This is a genomic window from Bacteroides acidifaciens, from assembly GCF_903181435.1.
GTDB lineage: Bacteria > Bacteroidota > Bacteroidia > Bacteroidales > Bacteroidaceae > Bacteroides.
In genome coordinates this window covers 1128030-1148032 of record NZ_CAEUHO010000004.1, presented here as the reverse complement: position 1 = coordinate 1148032, position 20003 = coordinate 1128030, and the positions used below count along the sequence as shown (strand labels likewise).

At 42.5% G+C, this 20003-nt stretch carries 20 protein-coding genes; 6 read left to right on the top strand and 14 right to left on the bottom strand.

All coding sequences use genetic code 11. The annotated features are described in order from the left end of the window. Nucleotides 1-124: 124 nt before the first annotated feature. Nucleotides 125-712 (bottom strand): porin family protein, encoded by a 588-nt coding sequence (locus CLIN57ABFB40_RS16370; RefSeq protein WP_175631060.1) that lies wholly within the window; start codon nt 710-712, stop codon nt 125-127. 399 nt (nt 713-1111) lie between these two features. On the opposite strand from CLIN57ABFB40_RS16370, the gene CLIN57ABFB40_RS16365 reads away from it, so the two are divergent. From CLIN57ABFB40_RS16365 to CLIN57ABFB40_RS16355, 3 genes are all read left to right on the top strand, one after another. Then, nucleotides 1112-1477 carry a BlaI/MecI/CopY family transcriptional regulator gene (locus CLIN57ABFB40_RS16365; RefSeq protein WP_175631059.1) on the top strand — a complete coding sequence of 122 codons (366 nt, stop codon included), beginning with the start codon at nt 1112-1114 and terminating at the stop codon, nt 1475-1477. Between the two features lie 18 nt (nt 1478-1495). Beyond that, nucleotides 1496-3313 carry a M56 family metallopeptidase gene (locus CLIN57ABFB40_RS16360; protein ID WP_175631058.1) on the top strand — a complete coding sequence of 606 codons (1818 nt, stop codon included), beginning with the start codon at nt 1496-1498 and terminating at the stop codon, nt 3311-3313. Nucleotides 3314-3478: 165 nt separating this feature from the next. Then, nucleotides 3479-5374, top strand: coding sequence for a TlpA family protein disulfide reductase (locus CLIN57ABFB40_RS16355; protein ID WP_175631057.1), 1896 nt, complete (start codon nt 3479-3481; stop codon nt 5372-5374). 144 nt (nt 5375-5518) lie between these two features. Here the strand turns inward: CLIN57ABFB40_RS16355 and CLIN57ABFB40_RS16350 are convergent, their stop codons facing one another. The 8 genes from CLIN57ABFB40_RS16350 to mnmA all read right to left on the bottom strand — a co-directional run bounded on the left by CLIN57ABFB40_RS16350 (nt 5519) and on the right by mnmA (nt 13300). Then, a complete protein-coding gene (locus CLIN57ABFB40_RS16350; RefSeq protein ID WP_175631056.1) occupies nt 5519-6619 on the bottom strand; it encodes an Mrp/NBP35 family ATP-binding protein in 1101 nt (366 codons plus the stop codon). 62 nt (nt 6620-6681) lie between these two features. Continuing rightward, entirely contained in the window at nt 6682-7440 is a 759-nt protein-coding gene (gene trmB / locus CLIN57ABFB40_RS16345; protein ID WP_175631055.1) for a tRNA (guanosine(46)-N7)-methyltransferase TrmB, read from the bottom strand. 112 nt (nt 7441-7552) lie between these two features. Then, entirely contained in the window at nt 7553-8164 is a 612-nt protein-coding gene (locus CLIN57ABFB40_RS16340; protein ID WP_175631054.1) for a DUF975 family protein, read from the bottom strand. Nucleotides 8165-8209: 45 nt separating this feature from the next. After that, entirely contained in the window at nt 8210-9241 is a 1032-nt protein-coding gene (locus tag CLIN57ABFB40_RS16335; RefSeq protein ID WP_262886972.1) for a branched-chain amino acid aminotransferase, read from the bottom strand. Nucleotides 9242-9282: 41 nt separating this feature from the next. Continuing rightward, the gene (gene xseB / locus CLIN57ABFB40_RS16330; protein ID WP_024987327.1) at nt 9283-9492 is read right to left on the bottom strand and encodes an exodeoxyribonuclease VII small subunit; all 210 of its coding nucleotides are present in this window, start codon (nt 9490-9492) and stop codon (nt 9283-9285) included. Between the two features lie 47 nt (nt 9493-9539). Then, a complete protein-coding gene (gene xseA, locus CLIN57ABFB40_RS16325; RefSeq protein WP_175631052.1) occupies nt 9540-10787 on the bottom strand; it encodes an exodeoxyribonuclease VII large subunit in 1248 nt (415 codons plus the stop codon). A gap of 34 nt (nt 10788-10821) precedes the next feature. Beyond that, nucleotides 10822-12192, bottom strand: a complete 1371-nt coding sequence (locus CLIN57ABFB40_RS16320; RefSeq protein ID WP_175631051.1) for a S8 family peptidase — start codon at nt 12190-12192, stop codon at nt 10822-10824. Between the two features lie 22 nt (nt 12193-12214). After that, complete coding sequence (mnmA, locus tag CLIN57ABFB40_RS16315) at nt 12215-13300, bottom strand: tRNA 2-thiouridine(34) synthase MnmA (protein WP_175631050.1); 1086 nt, start codon at nt 13298-13300, stop codon at nt 12215-12217. A gap of 172 nt (nt 13301-13472) precedes the next feature. On the opposite strand from mnmA, the gene CLIN57ABFB40_RS16310 reads away from it, so the two are divergent. Beyond that, complete coding sequence (locus tag CLIN57ABFB40_RS16310) at nt 13473-14336, top strand: hypothetical protein (RefSeq protein ID WP_175631049.1); 864 nt, start codon at nt 13473-13475, stop codon at nt 14334-14336. Here the strand turns inward: CLIN57ABFB40_RS16310 and CLIN57ABFB40_RS16305 are convergent. The 4 genes from CLIN57ABFB40_RS16305 to CLIN57ABFB40_RS16290 form a co-directional block, all read right to left on the bottom strand. Further along, entirely contained in the window at nt 14326-15333 is a 1008-nt protein-coding gene (locus tag CLIN57ABFB40_RS16305; RefSeq protein ID WP_175631048.1) for a metallophosphoesterase family protein, read from the bottom strand. The two genes, CLIN57ABFB40_RS16310 and CLIN57ABFB40_RS16305, sit on opposite strands and share 11 nt — an antisense overlap. A 15-nt stretch (nt 15334-15348) precedes the next feature. Further along, on the bottom strand, nt 15349-15831 hold the full coding sequence (gene ispF, locus CLIN57ABFB40_RS16300) for a 2-C-methyl-D-erythritol 2,4-cyclodiphosphate synthase (RefSeq protein ID WP_167962026.1): 483 nt from the start codon (nt 15829-15831) through the stop codon (nt 15349-15351). A 67-nt stretch (nt 15832-15898) separates the two neighbouring features. Further along, nucleotides 15899-16513 carry a fumarylacetoacetate hydrolase family protein gene (locus CLIN57ABFB40_RS16295; RefSeq protein WP_167962024.1) on the bottom strand — a complete coding sequence of 205 codons (615 nt, stop codon included), beginning with the start codon at nt 16511-16513 and terminating at the stop codon, nt 15899-15901. After that, on the bottom strand, nt 16513-17163 hold the full coding sequence (locus CLIN57ABFB40_RS16290) for a redox-sensing transcriptional repressor Rex (RefSeq protein WP_175631047.1): 651 nt from the start codon (nt 17161-17163) through the stop codon (nt 16513-16515). Before CLIN57ABFB40_RS16290 ends, CLIN57ABFB40_RS16295 begins: the two co-directional genes overlap by 1 nt. A 175-nt stretch (nt 17164-17338) precedes the next feature. Between CLIN57ABFB40_RS16290 and CLIN57ABFB40_RS16285 the strand changes: the two genes are divergently transcribed. Both CLIN57ABFB40_RS16285 and CLIN57ABFB40_RS16280 read left to right on the top strand, forming a co-directional pair. Continuing rightward, nucleotides 17339-17689, top strand: coding sequence for a translation initiation factor (locus CLIN57ABFB40_RS16285; RefSeq protein ID WP_175631046.1), 351 nt, complete (start codon nt 17339-17341; stop codon nt 17687-17689). 21 nt (nt 17690-17710) lie between these two features. After that, nucleotides 17711-18220 (top strand): TlpA family protein disulfide reductase, encoded by a 510-nt coding sequence (locus CLIN57ABFB40_RS16280; protein ID WP_175631045.1) that lies wholly within the window; start codon nt 17711-17713, stop codon nt 18218-18220. 20 nt (nt 18221-18240) lie between these two features. On the opposite strand, the gene CLIN57ABFB40_RS16275 is transcribed toward CLIN57ABFB40_RS16280, so the two are convergent. After that, nucleotides 18241-19998, bottom strand: a complete 1758-nt coding sequence (locus tag CLIN57ABFB40_RS16275; RefSeq protein WP_175631044.1) for an SGNH/GDSL hydrolase family protein — start codon at nt 19996-19998, stop codon at nt 18241-18243. Nucleotides 19999-20003 lie beyond the last annotated feature (5 nt).

The window sequence follows — 20003 nt, the reverse complement described above, 5'->3', positions numbered from 1 at the left end:
TTCTTATTTATTAAGGAATGCTGTTTTTTCTGCATCGGAAAGTAAGGATAAAAAAATCCCCCGTCCAAAGAGAGTATAGGACGAGGGATTTTTAAAGAGATATTATAAAGAGAGTATAATCTTATTAGAATTTATAACCTACACCGATAGAGAAGTTCATGTTTTTCGGAGCACCATCGCCATCATAAATTTTAGCCAAACCAAATTCTCCAGTCAAATCAATAAAGAATTTATTAATTTCATAAGCGACACCTACACCAAGACCAGCATCAAATTTCTTTGCACCTTCCATCAAGATATCTCCATCTTCATCTTTAATATCTTTAAAGAAATCAATTTTTTCACCGCCTGCTTTATATTTACCAGCAATACCAAATCCAAAATAAGGACCTGCTTTCACCACAATATTCTGATTTTCAGCAATTTCAAATCTCGCAGCAGCCATTACTGGAATTTCTAAATACATTGGATTAGCTTTCAATTCATCCATTTTAGCTCCTTTCTGAGTAAACATCAAAGAAGGTTGAATAGACCACATATCAGTAAATTGGTATTCCATACCAATACCAACATTAAACCCAATTCTCATATCAGTATCAGAGTCTCCGGTAAAGTTACTCATATTCATACCTACTTTGGCATTCCAAGAAATCTGAGAATAAGAAACGACAGAAACAAGTGCAAATAGCACAAAAATCAAACCTTTTTTCATATCATTTATTTTTTTAGTTTGCCTCCCTCTTCCCTTCGGTCAGCATTGTTAGTTAATAGTTTTGTTACTAGGTGCGGGGAATTTTCCGAACTTTACCAGCGTATCGAAACACACCATCCATATTTAACGTCTGTTTCATATCCACAAATATATTTCATTTATTTTAAATAAAAAAATATCTAATAGACTATTATTAGCATAAATGTTATTAAAACGTGACTATTAAAGCAAAAATAATGCTTATCCGAGCATTTTTCATGCTTATGTATTTTCATCAGAATAAAACAATCAATACATTCTTGCAACAATTATGCATTTACATTTATTAACCCACTAATTATTGCACACTTACGAATTATTCGTAGTTTTGCGAAGTATTCGTAATTAAACAACATCTCCATGGAAAAGTTAACTATACAAGAAGAAGAAGTAATGATCTACATTTGGGAGTTACAAAGCTGTTTCGTTAAGGACATCGTAGCGAAGTATACGCAACCGACTCCACCGTATACTACAGTAGCGTCTATCGTGAAGAACCTCGAGCGAAAAGGATACGTCGCATCAAAGCGTGTGGGTAATACCTACCAATACACTCCCGCAATTCGCGAAAATGAGTATAAACGCCATTTTATGAGCGGTGTAGTTCGCAACTATTTTGAGAACTCTTACAAAGAAATGGTTTCTTTCTTTGCCAAAGACCAAAAGATTTCGACCGATGACCTCAAAGACATCATCGACTTGATTGAAAAAGGGAAAGAAGATTAATAGAAAATATTTATTACTATGACTCCGGAATTAACCTATTTTCTAAAGATAAATGTAGCGATAGCTCTATTCTACGCATTCTATCGGCTGTTTTTCTATAAAGACACCTTCTTCCATTGGCGTCGGATAGCTTTGCTGAGCTTCTTTGCCATCTCCTTGCTTTATCCTTTATTGAATATTCAAGAATGGATCAAGGCTCACGAGCCAATGGTGGCAATGGCAGATCTTTATGCGACAATAATACTTCCGGAGCAAACTGTTACCCCACAACAAGAACCTACGATGAATTGGCAAGAATTAACCATACTCTTTATGAAAATCATCTATTGGAGCGGGGTATTATTCCTGGCAACACGTTTCCTTCTACAGTTAGGCAGTATCATACGATTGCACATCCAGTGTTCAAAAAGCACTATACAAGGGACACGCGTACATCTTTTAAAGAAAGTAAACGGTCCATTCTCTTTCTTCCGATGGATATTCATTTATCCACAGTCGCATACGGAGTCCGAAATCAGCGAAATCATTACCCATGAGGAAACACACGCCCGCCAATATCATTCGGTAGACGTATTAATCAGTGAGCTAATGTGTACGTTCTGCTGGTTCAACCCGTTTATCTGGCTGATGAAACGGGAAGTCAGAGGTAATCTCGAATACATGGCAGATCACCGGGTATTGGAGACGGGACATGACAGTAAATCATACCAGTACCATTTGTTGGGACTGGCACATCACAAGGCTGCAGCAAATTTATCAAATAGTTTCAATGTTTTACCACTCAAAAATCGTATTAAAATGATGAATAAACGAAGAACAAAAGAAATAGGGAGAACTAAATATCTGATGTTTCTCCCCTTGGCTGCCCTGTTGATGATTGTCAGCAACATCGAAATGGTGGCACGTACTACAGAGAAATTCGCCAAAGAAGTGATGGGACAGGCAACGGCGCAAGTCTTCCCTGAACCTGAAATAGCGACTATTCCAGAACTTCCTGCAGAAGAGATTCAAAAGATAACTCTTCCACAGGATAAGAAGATAAAAGAAACAATGGAGACTCATAGTAAGAGCGTACCGGATTCTGTTGTGTTTGAAGTTGTAGAAGAAATGCCTGATTTTCCCGGCGGAATGAAAGCATTGATGGAATACCTTTCACAGAACATCAAATATCCGGCCGAAGCCCACGCCAAAGGTATACAAGGACGTGTGATTGTAAGTTTCATTGTCAAAAAAGACGGAAGCATATCCGATATAAAAGTAGTTCGAAGTGTAGACCCCTATTTGGATAAGGAGGCCGAACGTGTAATCGCCGCTATGCCTGCATGGAAACCCGGCAAGCAGAGAGGACAAGCAGTAAATGTCAGATTCACAGTTCCCGTTGCCTTCAGACTAACCGGTCCCGAACCCGCTAAAGCAGAAGAAATAAAGCAGTCTGATTTGGAAGAAGTAGTCGTAGTAGGCTATGGCTTAAAAGAGGATTCAACTCCTGATGCAGTAGGTATTAAAACAGGAGATACGGAACCGACTTTCAAAGTAGTAGAAACAATACCAAAATTCCCTGGCGGAACAGCCGGGCTGATGAAGTATCTTGCCAGAAACATTAAATATCCGACTATTGCACAAAAGAACAAGGAGCAAGGCAGAGTCATCATAAAGATGGTTGTCGGAAAAGATGGCAGCTTGTCAGATATAAAAGTACTACGTAGCGTTTCTCCTTCTTTGGATGCAGAAGCCATTCGTGTAGTGGGCAATATGCCAAAATGGGAACCGGGACAGCAACGCGGACAAGCAGTTGCCGTAGAATATACCCTTCCTATTGTATTCCGGCTACAGTAAATTTATCCCCCAGTGCCGTACCCTTTCCTCATCGGTGGGGAAAGGGGCGTTCCCCGGTGCCGGACATTTCTTTCATCAATACCGGAAAAAAAGCATTTTTTTCTCTTTCCGTAAGGATAGTTACAAAAATATCCTTATATTTGTTAGCAACAAAACACTATTCATATGAAAAGATTCGCATGGATTATCGGTTTGGTACTCTGCACAGTATGCACTGTACAAGCCAAAGACAGAGTTATTGAACGTCCTCCTCTTCTTGCCTGGAGTTCCAACAGTATCGAAGTTGACAAAATTGTCATGAGTGACACAGTGACCACTGTATATGTGAAAGCTTACTATCGACCCAAATACTGGATAAAAATAGCAACCGGGAGTTTCCTGAAAGACAATAATGGAACGCTTTACCCTATCCGAAAGGGAGTTGGAATTACACTCGACAAGGAATTCTGGATGCCGGAATCAGGAGAAGCGGAGTTTCAGCTCCTATTTCCGCCAATACCGGAAAATGTGACCAGCCTGGATTTCTCCGAAGGAGATTTTGACGGAGCATACAAGATATGGGGAATACAACTCAATGAGAAAAATTTCCGCAAAACTCCACTACCCAAAGATGCGATAATCCACAAAATCAACAAGAAAGCTCAATTGCCGACACCGGAACTCACATATGCCAAAGCCACATTAAAAGGAAGAGTGCTCGACTTTAAGGCAGATATGCCGGCATCAGGCAAATTGCATCTGAATGACCCGGTCAGATGGTTGAACTTCGCAAAAGAAGTGAACATCAATGAAGATGGAACTTTTCAAGTTCAAACAGATGTGATTACGGTAACTCCGGCTACACTTGTTTTCCCGTTTGCCCAAATTCCTTGTTTCCTGGCTCCCGGTAAAGAAATTTCGATTATCATCAATACAGCCGAATGTACACGCCAACAATCACACTTGCAAAAAGACAGCAAACCGTATGGGAAAAAGGCTTATTACAGTGGTTATCTGGCTGAATTGCAACAAGAACTGATGGACAATTCCATCCAAACCAATTTGGTTAGCAACCCGCGAGAAACTGTGAACGAGGTAATCGGAAAAGACATTGACGGAGTAAAAAACTATTTTGTAGAGAAACGACGTGACATTCATAAACAAATAGAAGAAGCCCCCCTCAGCCTTGCCGCAAAAGAAGTTCTAAAAGCCAATACGGATATAACCACAGGCATCGGAATTTTTATGGCCAAGGATATACTGATGCGTGCACATGTCGCCAGCCAGAAGCTAAACAAGGAGCAGACAAAAGAATACTACATGAATACCAAAATAGAACTTCCAGATAATTATTTCGATGTATTCAAAGAACTTGTTCTTAACTCACCGGCAGATTTATACGCACCGGAATATGCATACGGGATAGGTGTGTTCGCTTCCAGAAAAGATCTTTTGGAGCAACATCTAGGTACTAATCAGGGAATTCTATTTCAGATGGCAGAAGCATGCAGGTACTACCGCTCCATTGAAGATTTCACACCGCTAACCGCCGAACAAACAGCGGCACTTGAAGCATTGCCCTCACCTGCCTACAAAGAGATGCTGACAGATTTTAACAGGAAATTGCTCAAGAAGATGGAACTGAACAAACAGAAAACCGGATACCAAATCAATGAAGTAGGTGAAGTAAGCAACGAGGAGCTATTTTCCACCATTATTTCCAAATTCAAAGGACATGTATTGTTAGTGGACTTTTGGGCAACTTGGTGTGGGCCCTGCAGAATGGCTAACAAAGCTATGATTCCGATGAAAGAAGAATTGAAAGATAAAGATATTCTTTATTTATACGTAGCAGGAGAAAATTCGCCTAAAGGAACTTGGGAGAATATGATACCCGATATCCACGGAGAACATTTCCGTGTGACCAACGATCAATGGAAATATTTAATGGACAAATTCAATATCCAAGGAGTACCGACTTATTTCGTAATAGATGCCGAAGGGAATACAACCTTCAAACAAACAGGATTCCCAGGTACAGATACAATGAAAAAGAAATTGATGGAAGCGTTGAAGAAATAATATATTTATATAAGACGTCAAAACAATTCGATCATCATCTTTATATTATTTAGGCACGGCTAACACGGATTTCACGTTTTTTAGTTAATTGGAACCGTAAAATCCGTGTTAGCCGTGCCTAATTTTAATTACGCCAGACTTAACCTATTTATGCATTTCCACAATCTGAGTCGGAGCCATCTCAACATTACGGCGGTCTACCTGGCGGACAACACTCGCAGCCAATGATAAGAAAGCACGTCCAGTAACAGAATCCTCGTCCAATGCAACAGGCGTACCATTATCCCCACCCTCACAAATACTCTGCACGATAGGAATCTGCCCCAACAAAGGAACATTCATCTCTTCCGCCAACTTCTTGGCTCCTTCTTTACCGAAGAGATAGTATTTGTTTTCCGGAAGTTCGGCAGGAGTAAACCATGCCATATTCTCAACCAGACCAAGAATAGGTACATTCACCTTATCATTAGTGAACATATTAATTCCTTTACGGGCATCCGCCAAAGCCACTGCCTGCGGAGTGCTGACAACAATTGCCCCTGTCATAGCCAATGTCTGTACAACAGTCAAATGAATATCGCTGGTTCCGGGCGGAAGGTCTATCAGAAAATAATCCAAATCCCCCCAAGACGCATCTCCTATCAACTGCTTCAATGCATTACTCGCCATTCCGCCACGCCACAAAGTAGCCTGATCCGGATCGACAAAGAAGCCGATAGACAATAATTTCACTCCATATTTCTCTACCGGGATAATCATATCACGACCATCTATACGTTCAGCATACGGGCGTGCATCTTCCACCTGAAACATCTTTGGCATCGAAGGTCCGAAAATATCCGCATCAAGCAGACCTACTTTATAGCCCAATTTTGCTAAAGCGACAGCTAGATTCGCTGATACAGTAGACTTCCCTACTCCACCTTTGCCTGAAGAAATACCTATAATATTCTTCACTTGCGGAAGCATTTTACCAACTTCCGGTCGGGGAGCCTGCTTGCTTTCTGTTGCTATGGTAACTTGCACGTCAGGAGACACATATGTATGAATAGCTGTCTCGGCTGCCTTCAACATTGACTTCATAAACGGGTCGGTCGGTTTCTCAAATATCAATGAGAAGCTGACAGCCATACCGTCAATACGAAGATTATCGGCAACCATCTCTGCTTCCACCAGATTTTTTCCCGAACCGGGATAACGCACCGTTGCCAATGCATCCAATATCAATTTAGGATAAAGAGTCATTTTATTTACTATTTGACGATTTACTATTTGCGATTTAAATCACTATTTACTTCCTTGCAAACTTACTTGCTGGTGCTCAACCCACTACGCTTGCTACGATTATAGCTACGATAAGAATCAAGTTCTATTTCAACATCCGGTTCCTGCAATTCACCTTCTTGCGGAAGCAGGAATTTGATATACTTAATATCCAAACCACGATCAAGCCATTGTTGTTCATAATAAGTCTTGATGCCAAGAATATCATCCACCAAACCGGAGTGATATAGATCTTCCGTCATGAACTCCACTGGGAATTGATTAGCTTCTATCATGTATTTTGTGTAAGTAAACATGAAGTTACTGTCGGTCTTCAGATGAATAACACCGTTCGGTTGCAGGAATTTGCGGTATCTCTCCATAAAATAGGTAGAAGTCAGCCGTTTGGTCGCTTTCTTCATCTGCGGGTCGGAGAAAGTAAGCCATATTTCACTTACTTCGCCTTCGGCAAAGAAACGTTCGATGATTTCTATATTTGTACGCAGAAAAGCCACATTCTTCATTCCCGCCTGCAATGATTCCGTTGCTCCCGTCCACATACGGGCGCCTTTTATATCAACCGCAATAAAGTTCTTTTCAGGAAACATCTTACCCAAGCCAACAGTATATTCGCCACGTCCGCAGCCCAGTTCGAGCACTATCGGATGGTCGTTCTTGAAAAACTCCTCATGCCATTTCCCCTTCATGTCAAAAGGCACGTTATCTACTGCCGAATAAGGATATTCGAACACATGCGGATAACTTGCCATATCGGCAAACTTTTCTAATTTATTCTTTCCCATATCAATACTGATTAGGCTGCAAAGGTACAGATTTTGATGTAACCAACAAAAAGAAATGGAGCACAGATTTCTCTATACTCCATTCTTCTATTTAGCTGAATTTATTTGTCGATTACATTTCAACCTTTGCTTCAACATTTCCTCCCTGTTGTGCTTTCAGATCTTCATAGAAAGCAGCATGAGACACTTGCACATATGGCTGCAAGAAAAGGAAACCGATACCGAAAGTTAAGATACAAAGGAACGCCCAACCGATGAAGCTCAAATCGAGCAGGAACAATTTCATCTTGTTGTTTTCCATCATAGCCATACTCTTTTCGATAGCTGCGTTGTTTTTCATTTCCGGCTCTTCTTTCAAGATATAGTCCGTCATTGCATACGAATAATGCTTGATGACACCCGGAACAAACAACAGCAGTGACCATAAAGCTGTGTAAATTCCTTGCAACAACTTAGTTACAAAAATACGGCTATAATCCTGGAAACCTTCAAACAGTACTCCAAAATCAACATCCTTACCTTTGAACACACCGAACATTACAACAGCAATACCGTATGCAACCGGCAGACCGACAAACAAAGAACACAATCCGCCGATAAAGGGGATAGCAGAAAGTCCACCGGCAATCACTGAATAAATAAGCGCAGCAACAGCTGCCATAGGCCACTTACCTTGAAGTGCCCGACGTGCCTCAGCACGTAGTTCTGAATTTTCTTTTAACATGATAAATTAAAATTAGATAAATGTGTGTTTATTTTTGGACTCTGGCTACTCCACGATGGTCACCCACCCATGTGTATCCGGTTCGTCGCCATATTGAATGCCGCGCAACTTATTGTACAACTTCGTACAAACAGGTCCCGGCTTGCCATCTTTAGAGATAACGTATGATTTCCCGTTCTCTAAATCATCAATACGCTGAATCGGGCTGATTACCGCGGCAGTCCCGCAAGCACCAGCTTCTTCAAATGTTTCCAACTCTTCTTCCGGTATCGGACGGCGCTCTACCTTGATACCCATATCTTCTGCCAACTGCATCAAGCTCTTATTAGTGATAGAAGGCAGGATAGAAGATGATTTCGGAGTGATGTACGTATTGTCTTTAATACCGAAGAAGTTGGCAGCACCACACTCGTCGATATATTTCTTTTCTTTGGCATCGAGGTAAAACTCACAGGAATATCCCAGGTCGTGTGCTTTCTTGTTGGCACGGAGACTGGCTGCATAATTACCGCCCACTTTATAAATACCTGTTCCATGAGGAGCAGCGCGGTCGAACTCACGAATAATGACATACGGATTGGTAGAGAAACCACCCTTGAAATACGGGCCTACCGGAGTCACGAATACCACAAACATATATTCATCCGCCGGATGCACGCCTACTTGCGCACTTGTTCCGATGAGTAAAGGACGAATGTAAAGAGAAGCACCTGTCTCATAAGGCGGGATAAAACGTTCGTTCAGTTTCACAACTTTCAGGATGGCTTCCTTGAAACGTTCAGTCGGAAGTTCTGCCATCAGTATTCCTTGGCAGGTGGATTGCAGTCGCGCCGCATTTTCTTCCAAGCGGAAGATACGCACCTTGCCGTCTTTTCCGCGGAATGCTTTCAGTCCTTCGAATGCTTCCTGTCCATAGTGCAAACACGTAGCTGCCATATGCAGATTCAGATGTTCGTCACTGCTAACTTCCAATTCTCCCCACGCTCCGTTTCGGAAATTGATTCGCACATTGTAGTCTGTCTTCATATATCCGAATGACAAATTTGCCCAATCTATTTCTTTCATATTGTAATGTATTAGTTTATTTTTTCTTAAGCTTTGATTCGCAAAAATAACTTTTATTCTTCAGATTGCCGCCTTTCTTTCAATAATTTTTCGACTTCTTGGTCAGCTTTCGTCAGTTTTTGGGTACAAAAAGCAATTATTTCATTAGCTTCTTTGATTTTCTCACTCAGAACGTCGATATCCAATTCATTATTGTCTATCTGACGGACAATCTTCTCAAGACGTTCCATCGCCTGAAGATATGTTTCCTTTTTTGCTGCCACGATAATTGATTATTAATGGTTAATGATGAATGTTTCTTTTATAACTTCTATTCGGGCACTTGCCGTTCCACCACAGACAGAACTTCTCCTTTCGAGAACCGGGTGACTAATTTGTCTCCCTGCTTCAGTGAGGATGCGTTTGTTACCGCCTTCCCGTCCTTTAGCGTAATACTGTATCCGCGGCTTAGCAACTTATCGGGAGAAGCATCCGCAATGCGCTGTTGTAAAAGTTCCAGCCGATGGCGTTGGCGAGCTAATAACGCCTTCGTCACTTGCGACAAGTCCTTTTCAGCCGACAGCAAAGCAAAGCGGGCATCCGTAAGCTTCCGATGGACAAGGTTCGGAATACGAGTCTGAAGTGTTTCCAGTCTCCGCCACTCCTGTTCAAGCACCGCATAAGCTCCTTGTTGGATACGGGCGGACAATTCTTCCAAGCGGTCGGCTATTTCCGTGATTCGGTAAATCAGGAGTTCGGCGGCAGCCGTAGGAGTTTTTACCCGGGTATGCGCCACAGAGTCAAGGACTGTATCGTCCCGCTCATGACCGATTCCGGTAATGACAGGTAACGGGAATTGTGCACACGCAGCTGCCAACAGATAAGTATCGAAACCGGATAAATCGGAAGTCGCCCCACCACCACGGATGATAACGACCACATCAAATTCATTCGCACGGGCATTGATACGGTCTAAAGCTGCCAATATGGATTCTTCGACTTGATTCCCCTGCATCAAAGCGGGAAAAAGCTCTGTATAGAAAAAGAATCCGCCCGGATTATGCTGCAACTGATGACAGAAATCACCATATCCGGCGGCGGTAGCAGAGGAAATAACGGCAATACGTTGTGGGAGAATCGGCATTTCCAACTCCTTATTCAGCGTCAGTACGCCTTCTTCTTCCAGCTGCAATAGTATTTCCCGACGACGGCGAGCCATGTCGCCTAATGTATAGGCAGGGTCGATATCAAGCACAGTCAGACTGTAGCCGTAAAGTTCGTGAAACTGAACCGTCACTTTCACCAGCACCTTGATGCCGGAAGTAAACATCTGTCCGGTAGTTTCCTCAAAATAAGGTTTCAGCAAGCGGTAGATATTGTTCCAAATCATACCGCGAGCCTTGGCGACAAGATTGTTGCTGCGGGGATCTTTCTGCACAAATTCCAGATAACAATGCCCGGTCGTATTGGAACGGACATCGCTCAGTTCTGCCTGTATCCAATATTCATCAGGCAGGCATTGCTCCAGGCTACGGCGGACAAGTGCATTCAGTTCTAAAAGAGAAAGAGAGGAATCCATAATGGTTAATGATTAGTACAATAGTAACCAGTTGTTAATCACTAATCACTCCTCCGTTAACCGTTAAATACGCCTTCCACAAGTCAGGAATACCGTATCCATATATATTATCCGGAAAATCCGCCCTGTCTCCCGAACGACGAACCAGTTCAATAACTTCTTTTGCCGTCAGCTTCGGACAAGCCTGCCACAAGCAAGCCACCATTCCACACATAATCGGAGAAGAGAAGGAAGTGCCGTTAGCATGCCGAAGATTGCCGTCAGTTCCCATTACGTCCGAACCTTGTCCTACAGCAACCACATCCGGTTTCACCCGTCCGTCCGACGTATTTCCTACGGAAGAAAATGGAGCCAGTTCTCCCCTTTTATTAATAGCCCCTACAGTAATTACATTCTCCGCATCTCCCGGCGGAGTTATTTTCTTCCAGGAGCCGGCACCGGAATTTCCGGCACTGCAAACAACTACTATCCCTTTATCCGCAGCTTTCGCTGCTTCACGGGACATCAACGCATAATGTCCGTTCAAATCACGATAGCGATAATTCTTTGCCGGATCGTCAAACGAATAATATCCGAGGGATGTATTTACCAAATCTACTCCTACACTGTCGGCAAACTCGATTGCCGCCGCCCAATAATCCTGTTCCACCAGATTCTCCGAATATTCGTCCTCGCTGCGCAACAACCAATAAGAAGCTTCGGGAGCCGTGCCAATCATCACATTCGGCTGATTCATCGCCATGCAAGAGAGAACAGACATACCGTGACTACTTTCCGCATAAATATCGGCTTCGGGATTCACAAAATCACGCACGCCAAGAATGTTGATGTTCTTCATCGCCTCTATCCTATCCACATTATGGAATCCGGCATCAATTACAGCAATCGTCATTCCCTGTCCTTTGAAACCCGCCTCGTGAAGAAGGTTCGCACGGCTCATCCTTATTTGGGCAACCGCAGGCCCGTAAAGACTATCGGAACGCAAAGGTTTGTTAATCAGCGAATCTCTCTCAAAGCTTCTTTGAGTAATGCCTTTCCAAACTCTTTCCGTAGAACACACAAAAGGTAACTTGGCGATTTCATCAATCAACGTACTGTCATTACAGGAGACGGTGACGAAGTTATCCCATTTTCCGGTAACAAGCACGTGGACACCTTTCTTCCGTATCGCATCTACGTATTTCCTGCATACCGGCAAGTCGGTGGAATCTATTGCCAATCCCTGTCTTTTTCTCCGTTCAATGGATTTCCCGGACAAGTATTTTTCCGGTTTCTGCAGAGAGTATTCCGTAGCTGCCTTATCTTTCAGGCTAATACGATATTTTAAGGTATCTCCCGGTGTGAATTGAGCAAAAACTCCCAGGCATATATTCAAAGCAAAAACCAATAACACAAATTTCCTCATAAGTTATCTTTATTTTAATCAATCAAAATCCTTCGTTCTCTAAAATCACTAATCCGATGCCTCGCTGCGAAGCGATAAAAGCTCCTCCCAGCACCCGCTTTCCATCATAGAACACAGCCGATTGCCCTGGAGCAATAGCCGAAGCCGTCTCAAGAAAATGCACCAACAAGCGTCCGTCCTCCAGCCGTTTCACCCGGCAAGGCAACGGGCGACTTCGATAACGAATCCTCACAACCAGATTCTCACACTGAAACAATTCCTGTTCATCTACAATCTTATCTTGTTCTATCAGCATATAGTCTGTTTGCAACTGCCCGGCATCACCCAGCATCACCGTATTTTTCTGCGGATTGATTTTCAAGACATAAGCCGGTTTGCCCAACGCAATCTCCAATCCTTTCCGCTGACCGATTGTATAATAGGGCGCACCCTTATGTTGTCCCAGTTTCACACCTTCGGAATTGACAAACCACCCCGGACCTATCTCAGTGTCCAGTTCCGGACATTGCTCACGAAGAAAGTCACGATAATCACCTTTTATAAAGCAAACTTCCATACTTTCTCCTTCTTTAGATTTGGCTTCGTAACCTTTCTCCGCAAGGTATTCTCGAACCTTCACCTTCGTATAATCCCCTAAAGGAAAGATACAGCGTCTCAGTATATCCTGTCCCAACCGCCAAAGGAAATAAGACTGGTCTTTCTTATCATCGTCTCCGGCTACTATATAAATATGTCCGTTCCGTTCTTCCAGTCGCGAATAATGTCCGGTAGCAATCCAGGCACAATCCAACTTATCCGCCCATTCCGTCAGAACACGAAACTTGAACAAAGGGTTGCACATTACACACGGATTCGGCGTACGCCCTTGCTTATACTCGTCTATAAAGTTTTTTACGATAGTCTCTTTAAAAGGGATACGTTCATCCGCCACATAATGTTCGATTCCCATCCGTGCAGCCAATTCCCTAGCATCTTGCGGCTCGTCGCCCCATACCTGCATGGTCACTCCTACTATTTCGTACCCTTGTTCCTGCAACATCAGACAAGTGGCAGTACTGTCAATACCGCCGCTCATTCCGACTAACACTCTTTTATTTCGTTCTTTCATCCGAATTTTAAAAATTACATGGATACAAATGTACAAGATTCCCCGGAAATAATAAATTTATTGCAAACGAAAGAGACAACAAACTCCTTTAATAAGTGTTTTTCAAAACAGAAAAGTTGTTTTTCTCATATAATTTCCCTATATTTGAAATATAACAAAAGCGAGAACAATTATGGCTAACCCTAGATTACCGGGCATTTCTGAAAACGAGCAAGCCTTATTGTATGCCAAACTGAATGAATACAACCGAGGCAGATCCTCTTTCAAAGAGGCAGGCGTTTACTTGGTAGTGACGCCCCGACCAGGGAAACTGAACTATTCCCTTTGGCTCTATTCTCCCCTACCCGAAAAACAGTCTATTCTTTACATACATGACCTATCATCGGATATTAACGAGTCTCTACGGATGGCAAGTACGCTGTTTTATTACTCAAGACGTTGCCTTATTCTCATGGATTATAATGAGAAAAGAATGCAGAGTAACGGCGATGACCTTATCTTCTTCGGAAAATATCGCGGACACTTCCTACATGAAATACTGAAAATAGACCCTACTTATTTAAGCTGGATAGCCTATAAGTTTACTCCAAAGATTCCGAAACAGGAACGCTTCGTCAAGATAGCGCAGGCTTACCATTCCATATATCTGGACATTATGCAGAGAAAGTCCAGAGAGAAGCGCTCGTCAAGCCGGTATTTGGGAGAGTTGGGAGAGAAACTTACAGACTTGAAACTGAAAGTGACCCGTGTACGGCTGGAAGACGATCCGTACAAAACAAGGGTGAATGGCACAACTCCGCAATTTTTTGTCAAGCAGATGCTCACGCTGACGGATGCCAGCGGAAACCTGGTCGTTATGAGTATTCCATCAAAAAATCCCAGTGCGGTATCATGTACTTTATCCGGGATAGAGCATGAATACCGACTGGGAGAGATTATCTACGTCGCATCGGCGAAAGTGTCACGCCGGTACGAAAGCTACGGTTCAAAATATACGCGCCTTAGCCATGTGAAGTTTGCAAGCCTCAACGCTTAGTCCAATCATCCTTGACAAAGCTTGCCGGATAAAAAACTTTATCCACAATACCGTCTTTCTGGCGGATCCAGGAAGTGAATGTGCGTGCGCCTTCATCCAATACAATGATACGGGCACCGTTCGGCAAATGGTTGTACACAGTGTTTCCACCAGTGTAACGTCCATAAGCCAGAAGGATATTTTTCCACATGACAGCATAGTCATTGTCATGGTCGTGACCTACAAATACCCCCATCACATCTCCCGCTTCTTTCATGGCGGCAAACATTCCTGTATTTATTCTAGGTGCACAGGCTTCTTCCATACGCGTTCCGCGAAAAGCTGCGTTTTCATCGCGAATAGCTTCGTGATATTCGGGCAGAGGAATATGGAAAAACGCAAGGGCAGGCAACGGTTGTCCGTCATTCTGAGTTTTATAGGCAGCACTTTGCTGACGATACCAGTTTATTTGGTCGAACGTAAGCCAATTATATCCCTTCACATCTTTCAAAGGTGAATAAGAGTGAGAGTCCATACAATAAAGCAGAGCTGCATCTCTTTTAGAATCAGAAGACGATTTCACAGTCAATACATAATCCGGTGACAGGGCAGTTTCCCGGTCAGGCATTAAATTACCTGGAACGGTACGGATGATGTCATATAGTTGTGACCGTGTCAATCCTTGTTCATCATCATGGTTACCAAAAGCCACAACAAAAGGGAGCTTGCGCTTGGATACCTGTTCCAAGACCTTCAGCATACCGGAATCCGCAGGTGCCGCATAGACAACATCTCCGGTAAAGATAACCAAATCCGGCCGTTCGGCATCAAGTACTTGATTAATACGTTCCAATGCTACGTCAGAAGCCGGATTACCATACTTAAAGTGTACATCGGTAAATTGCACAATTTTGAATTTACCATCTTTACTGAATTTCAGTTCACTTTTTTGAGCTATACCCAAAGTAGTTGCCAACAGTAAGATTAGTGTTAAGTGAAATCTCAAAAGTCGAATCATAATTATATTAGGGGGTTAATTATTCTTCTCTATCAGTACCGTGGCATAGGCTGAAATACCTTCTTCGCGACCTGTAAACCCGAGTTTCTCGGTAGTAGTCGCTTTTATGGAAATATCATCTACATCAATTCCCATGACTTTTGCCATTGTCTCCTGCATCAAAGGGATATGTGCTTTAAGCTTCGGACGCTCGGCACAAATGGTAGCATCAATATTACCGACCGTATATCCTTTATCAGCAAGCAATTCCACTGTTTTTTTCAGCAGAATCTTACTGTCGATATTTTTATATTCTCCCGCTGTATCCGGGAAGTGATAGCCTATGTCGCGCATATTTGCCGCTCCTAACAAAGCATCGCAAACAGCATGTAGCAATACGTCCGCATCCGAGTGCCCCAACAATCCTTTCGTATGTTCCAAAAGGATACCGCCGAGCCACAGTTCGCGCCCTTCGACCAACTGATGTACGTCGAAGCCAAAACCTACTCTTATCTTCATAATTTATCTAATATAATGAGTACTAGTGATTTGTGGTAATAGTTAATGATGAATGCTCGAAGGTCAATCAACGGATATGGAAATCCAGTAGTTTCTCTCCTTCCAGATAGCCTTGCAAGTGTTGTCCTATACTGACAGGACCTACACCGACAGGAGTACCCGTAAACAGCAAATCTCCAATTTTCAATGTTACAAACTGACTGACATAGGCTATAATATCGTCTACCTTGAAAAGCATATCCGCCGTACAGCCTTGCTGTACTTCCTTGCCGTCAATCAGCAGATTGAAGTTCAGATTCTGAATATCCTTATAGCGGTCTACGGAAACAAAATCTCCGATAGCGGCAGATGAATCGAAACCTTTACACAACTCCCAAGGATTTCCCTGTTCACGAAACTTCCGTTGAAGGTCACGGGCTGTAAAGTCAATACCCACTGTCACTGCGTCATAATACCGGTTCGCAAAACGGGGAGCGATATTCTTTCCCAACCGGTTGATTCGAACTACCAGTTCCGTCTCATAATGTATTTCGTTAGAAAAGTCGGGAATGAAAAACGGTTTGCCATCTTTGAGAATAGCAGAGTCCGGTTTCATAAAAATCACCGGTTCCGTATTTACTTGTGTGTGTCCCAGCTCCTTGTTATGCTGGGCGTAGTTCATTCCTACTGCAATAATCTTCATTATTTCTCGTTAAAATTCAATCTGTTAAACATTACAGCCAGGTGGGCATATAGGGAAGTATTCTGCACGACAATATTCTCAGGCACGCGGATACGGAAAGGAGTAAAGTTCCATACTGCCTTTATGCCACCGTCTACCATCTTGTTTGTAATTTCCTGAGCTATATTAATAGGCACTGTCAGCACACCGATATTCACATTGTATTCTTTCATCTTCGCTTCAAAATCATCGGAATGGAAAATAGGAATTCCGTCCAAGTCCTTCCCCACCAATTCCGGGTTGACATCAAAAGCCGCTACAATCTCCAATCCGAAATGCTGCAAACCCGAGTCACGAAGTAAGGCTCCACCCAAACTACCTACACCAAATAAGAAGGCTTTGTGCATATTGGTAAATCCAAGAAAGCTCTCCAGCACCTCAATCAGCGCGTCGATGTTGTAACCGACTCTCGTACGCCCCGAAATATTAACGTACGACAAATCTTTGGCGATTTGGGAAGCGTCAATATTTATTTCCTTAGAGATTTGTGTAGAAGAGACATATTGCTCTCCTTTTTCTTTCATTAGCTTTATATTAGACAGATACCAGGGAAGTCTGCGCAAGGTAGGCTCCGGCACTTTATCCGCCTCTTTTCGTATATAAGTGCTCATACTTCTTACAAAATTTGGTATTTTGCAAAAGTACATTATTTTTTGAGACTGACAACCGTATAATGGAAAACCTTAATAGAGATTAAACAAAACAATGAAAAGTGGTACAAATTTTGCTCTTTTCCATAAGTTTGATACTTTTGAGAAGAAATGAGAAGAAATAAATATGACGAATATGAAAAAAAATGATTGGAAAGACAGACTGAACGTAGTGTATTCAACGAATCCTGACTTCGGTTATGAGATGGATAACGACGAAGAGCAGACCACTCTTGATAAAGCCAAACAAAACCTGCGGGTTTCCATCGATAAGAAGAACCGTGGCGGAAAAGTGGTAACATTAATTACCGGATTCATTGGTACTGACAATGACCTGAAAGAACTCGGGAAACTGTTGAAAAGCAAATGCGGAGTGGGCGGTTCAGCTAAAGACGGTGAAATCATCATACAGGGAGATTTCAAGACTAAGATTATGGAACTGCTTGTCAAAGAAGGATATACAAAAACAAAAGGTATAGGTGGTTAACTAATTCAAATGATATAAGATATGAGGAAAGGATTTTTATTTTGTGTAGCAGTATTATGCTCACTATTGTCGTTTGCACAGAATGACAAGGGGGATATTGTCAAAACCGGAGACAATATGCCTGCTTTCACGCTTAGTTCGGCAGTAAACGGAACGGTGAATTCCGCAGACCTGAAAGGAAAAGTTGTACTAATCAATATCTTCGCCACTTGGTGCGGCCCTTGCCAGAGCGAACTGGCGGAAGTTCAGAAAACCCTTTGGCCGAAGTATAAAGACAATAAGGATTTTCGTATGATAGTGATTGGACGTGAGCACACTGACGAAGAATTAACGGCATACAACAAACGCAAAGGGTTTACATTCCCTATCTACCCGGATCCGAAACGGGAAGTCACGAATAAATTTGCCACCCAGTACATTCCCAGAAGTTACTTGATCGACAAAGAAGGGAAAGTGATATCCGCCACTGTCGGTTACCGGAAAGAGGAAATGGATAAGCTGATGAAGGAAATAGATAAAGCGCTGAAATAATAGACAGTAACAGTCTTTAGCTATTTCAGACATTTAGCCAGTTGCTCGGATATAATCTCATACCCTTTATGGTTAGGATGTAGCCCGTCTGAAAATAATTCCTCTTTCAGACCACCATCACTATTTAGAAAAAAGGAAGAGAAATCTAATATCCGTACATTGGATTCTCCGGTTAATCGGGCATTCAACAAACGGTTTAACTTGCTCAGGCGGGATTCGAATCCACGTCTTGGTAGTATATTCACAACATATAATTGTGCATCAGGCTGCTTATTTTTAACAATTTCCACAATCTGACTGATAGCTTTCACTATCTCCATATCTGAATTTTGCTGCAAATTATTTGTGCCCATCAGCATGAAAATTTTCTTAGCGCGGAAACCATCCAATTCACCGTGAATAATACGCCACATCATATTTTCAAGCCGGTCCCAGCCAAATCCCATATTTACAACCCTTTTTCCTTTAAACAGTTTTTGCCAAACATCATCCGCCTTTCTGTTTTTCTCAAAAGGCAGACCACCCCAATAATGAGTAATGGAGTTTCCAATCATTACAATCTCAGGCTGGTGTTCTGCATTATATTTCAAAACTTCCTCATGCCGTGCATCCCACTGGTAAGTATTTGCATCACGGTATTGCCGGCATGGCTTGAAAATCAGAGAATCTATTGCCGGATAAAGGATACTCTTTATCTTTTTACTATATGCATCTGCATACTGTTGCATGCCTAAATCCGTAGCGTGCACCCCATCAACCTGGCTGTCCATACATAATCCCAGTTCCTCAAAAGTCATGTAGTATAATCCTTCCACATTTTCTTTCAATGAATGATACGCCGCCTGCAACTGTTTATTAGTATCTATAAAATCTTCCGCCTTTTGGGCTGAGACCTTATACCCCATATATCCGTCATGCTCTACCAATAAAATGGGAGCTTTCCTCTTACTTCTTATCAGCCGGACGGCCTTCTCCACCCTGTCCTTGATTAACTGTACCCGTTCACCTGTCATATTAGGCATACAGTCTATAATAAACAAAGAGGCGTCAAGTTCAGCAATAAGTCCAAGAACTTCCTCGTCCAACTGCCCGTTTCCCGAGAATCCTAAATTGATAACAGGGGTATCCAGTTGACGCTGCAAAATATTAGTCCATGCCATACCGGGACGCGAAGCACAAGCTCCCTGAGCAATGGAAGTCCCATATACAACAACCGGCTTTTCCAAGGATGTACGAACAAATTCAAACCTGCACCCGGCAGGGACTCCGATTTGCAAATACTCTACCTTATTATATAAAGGAAAATACAAACAATACTCCCTCCCTCTATTATGCGGATTGCTATAAGTCAGATTCTCATACGAATAATTTATTGTATCATTGAATCCATACCGTCCTGCACACCAATATTGATTGCCATCAGCATCCGTTGTATAGAGGTCTACTCCGCTAACCCCGGTTGCAGCCATATGTGACATAGACAAGCCACCACTCACCTTGTATTTAACCTGAATATTGGCTGCATTAGTATGGAACTTCACGTATAAGCCTGCACTCTCCTGCGACAAATCCCATACCGGTTTACGCACTATTTCTTTAGCCCGCAAAGGTAATCGGGAATATGTCTTGCCAATCTCTGTATTCCATCCTCTTCCTTGAACCGGCAGCGATGTATCTTCCAACGGATTATGCCAATCGGTCTGTGCACACAAATTCATACCCTCAAACATCAGGATAAATAAAAACAATAATGATGATGATGACTGTCTATACCACATAACTA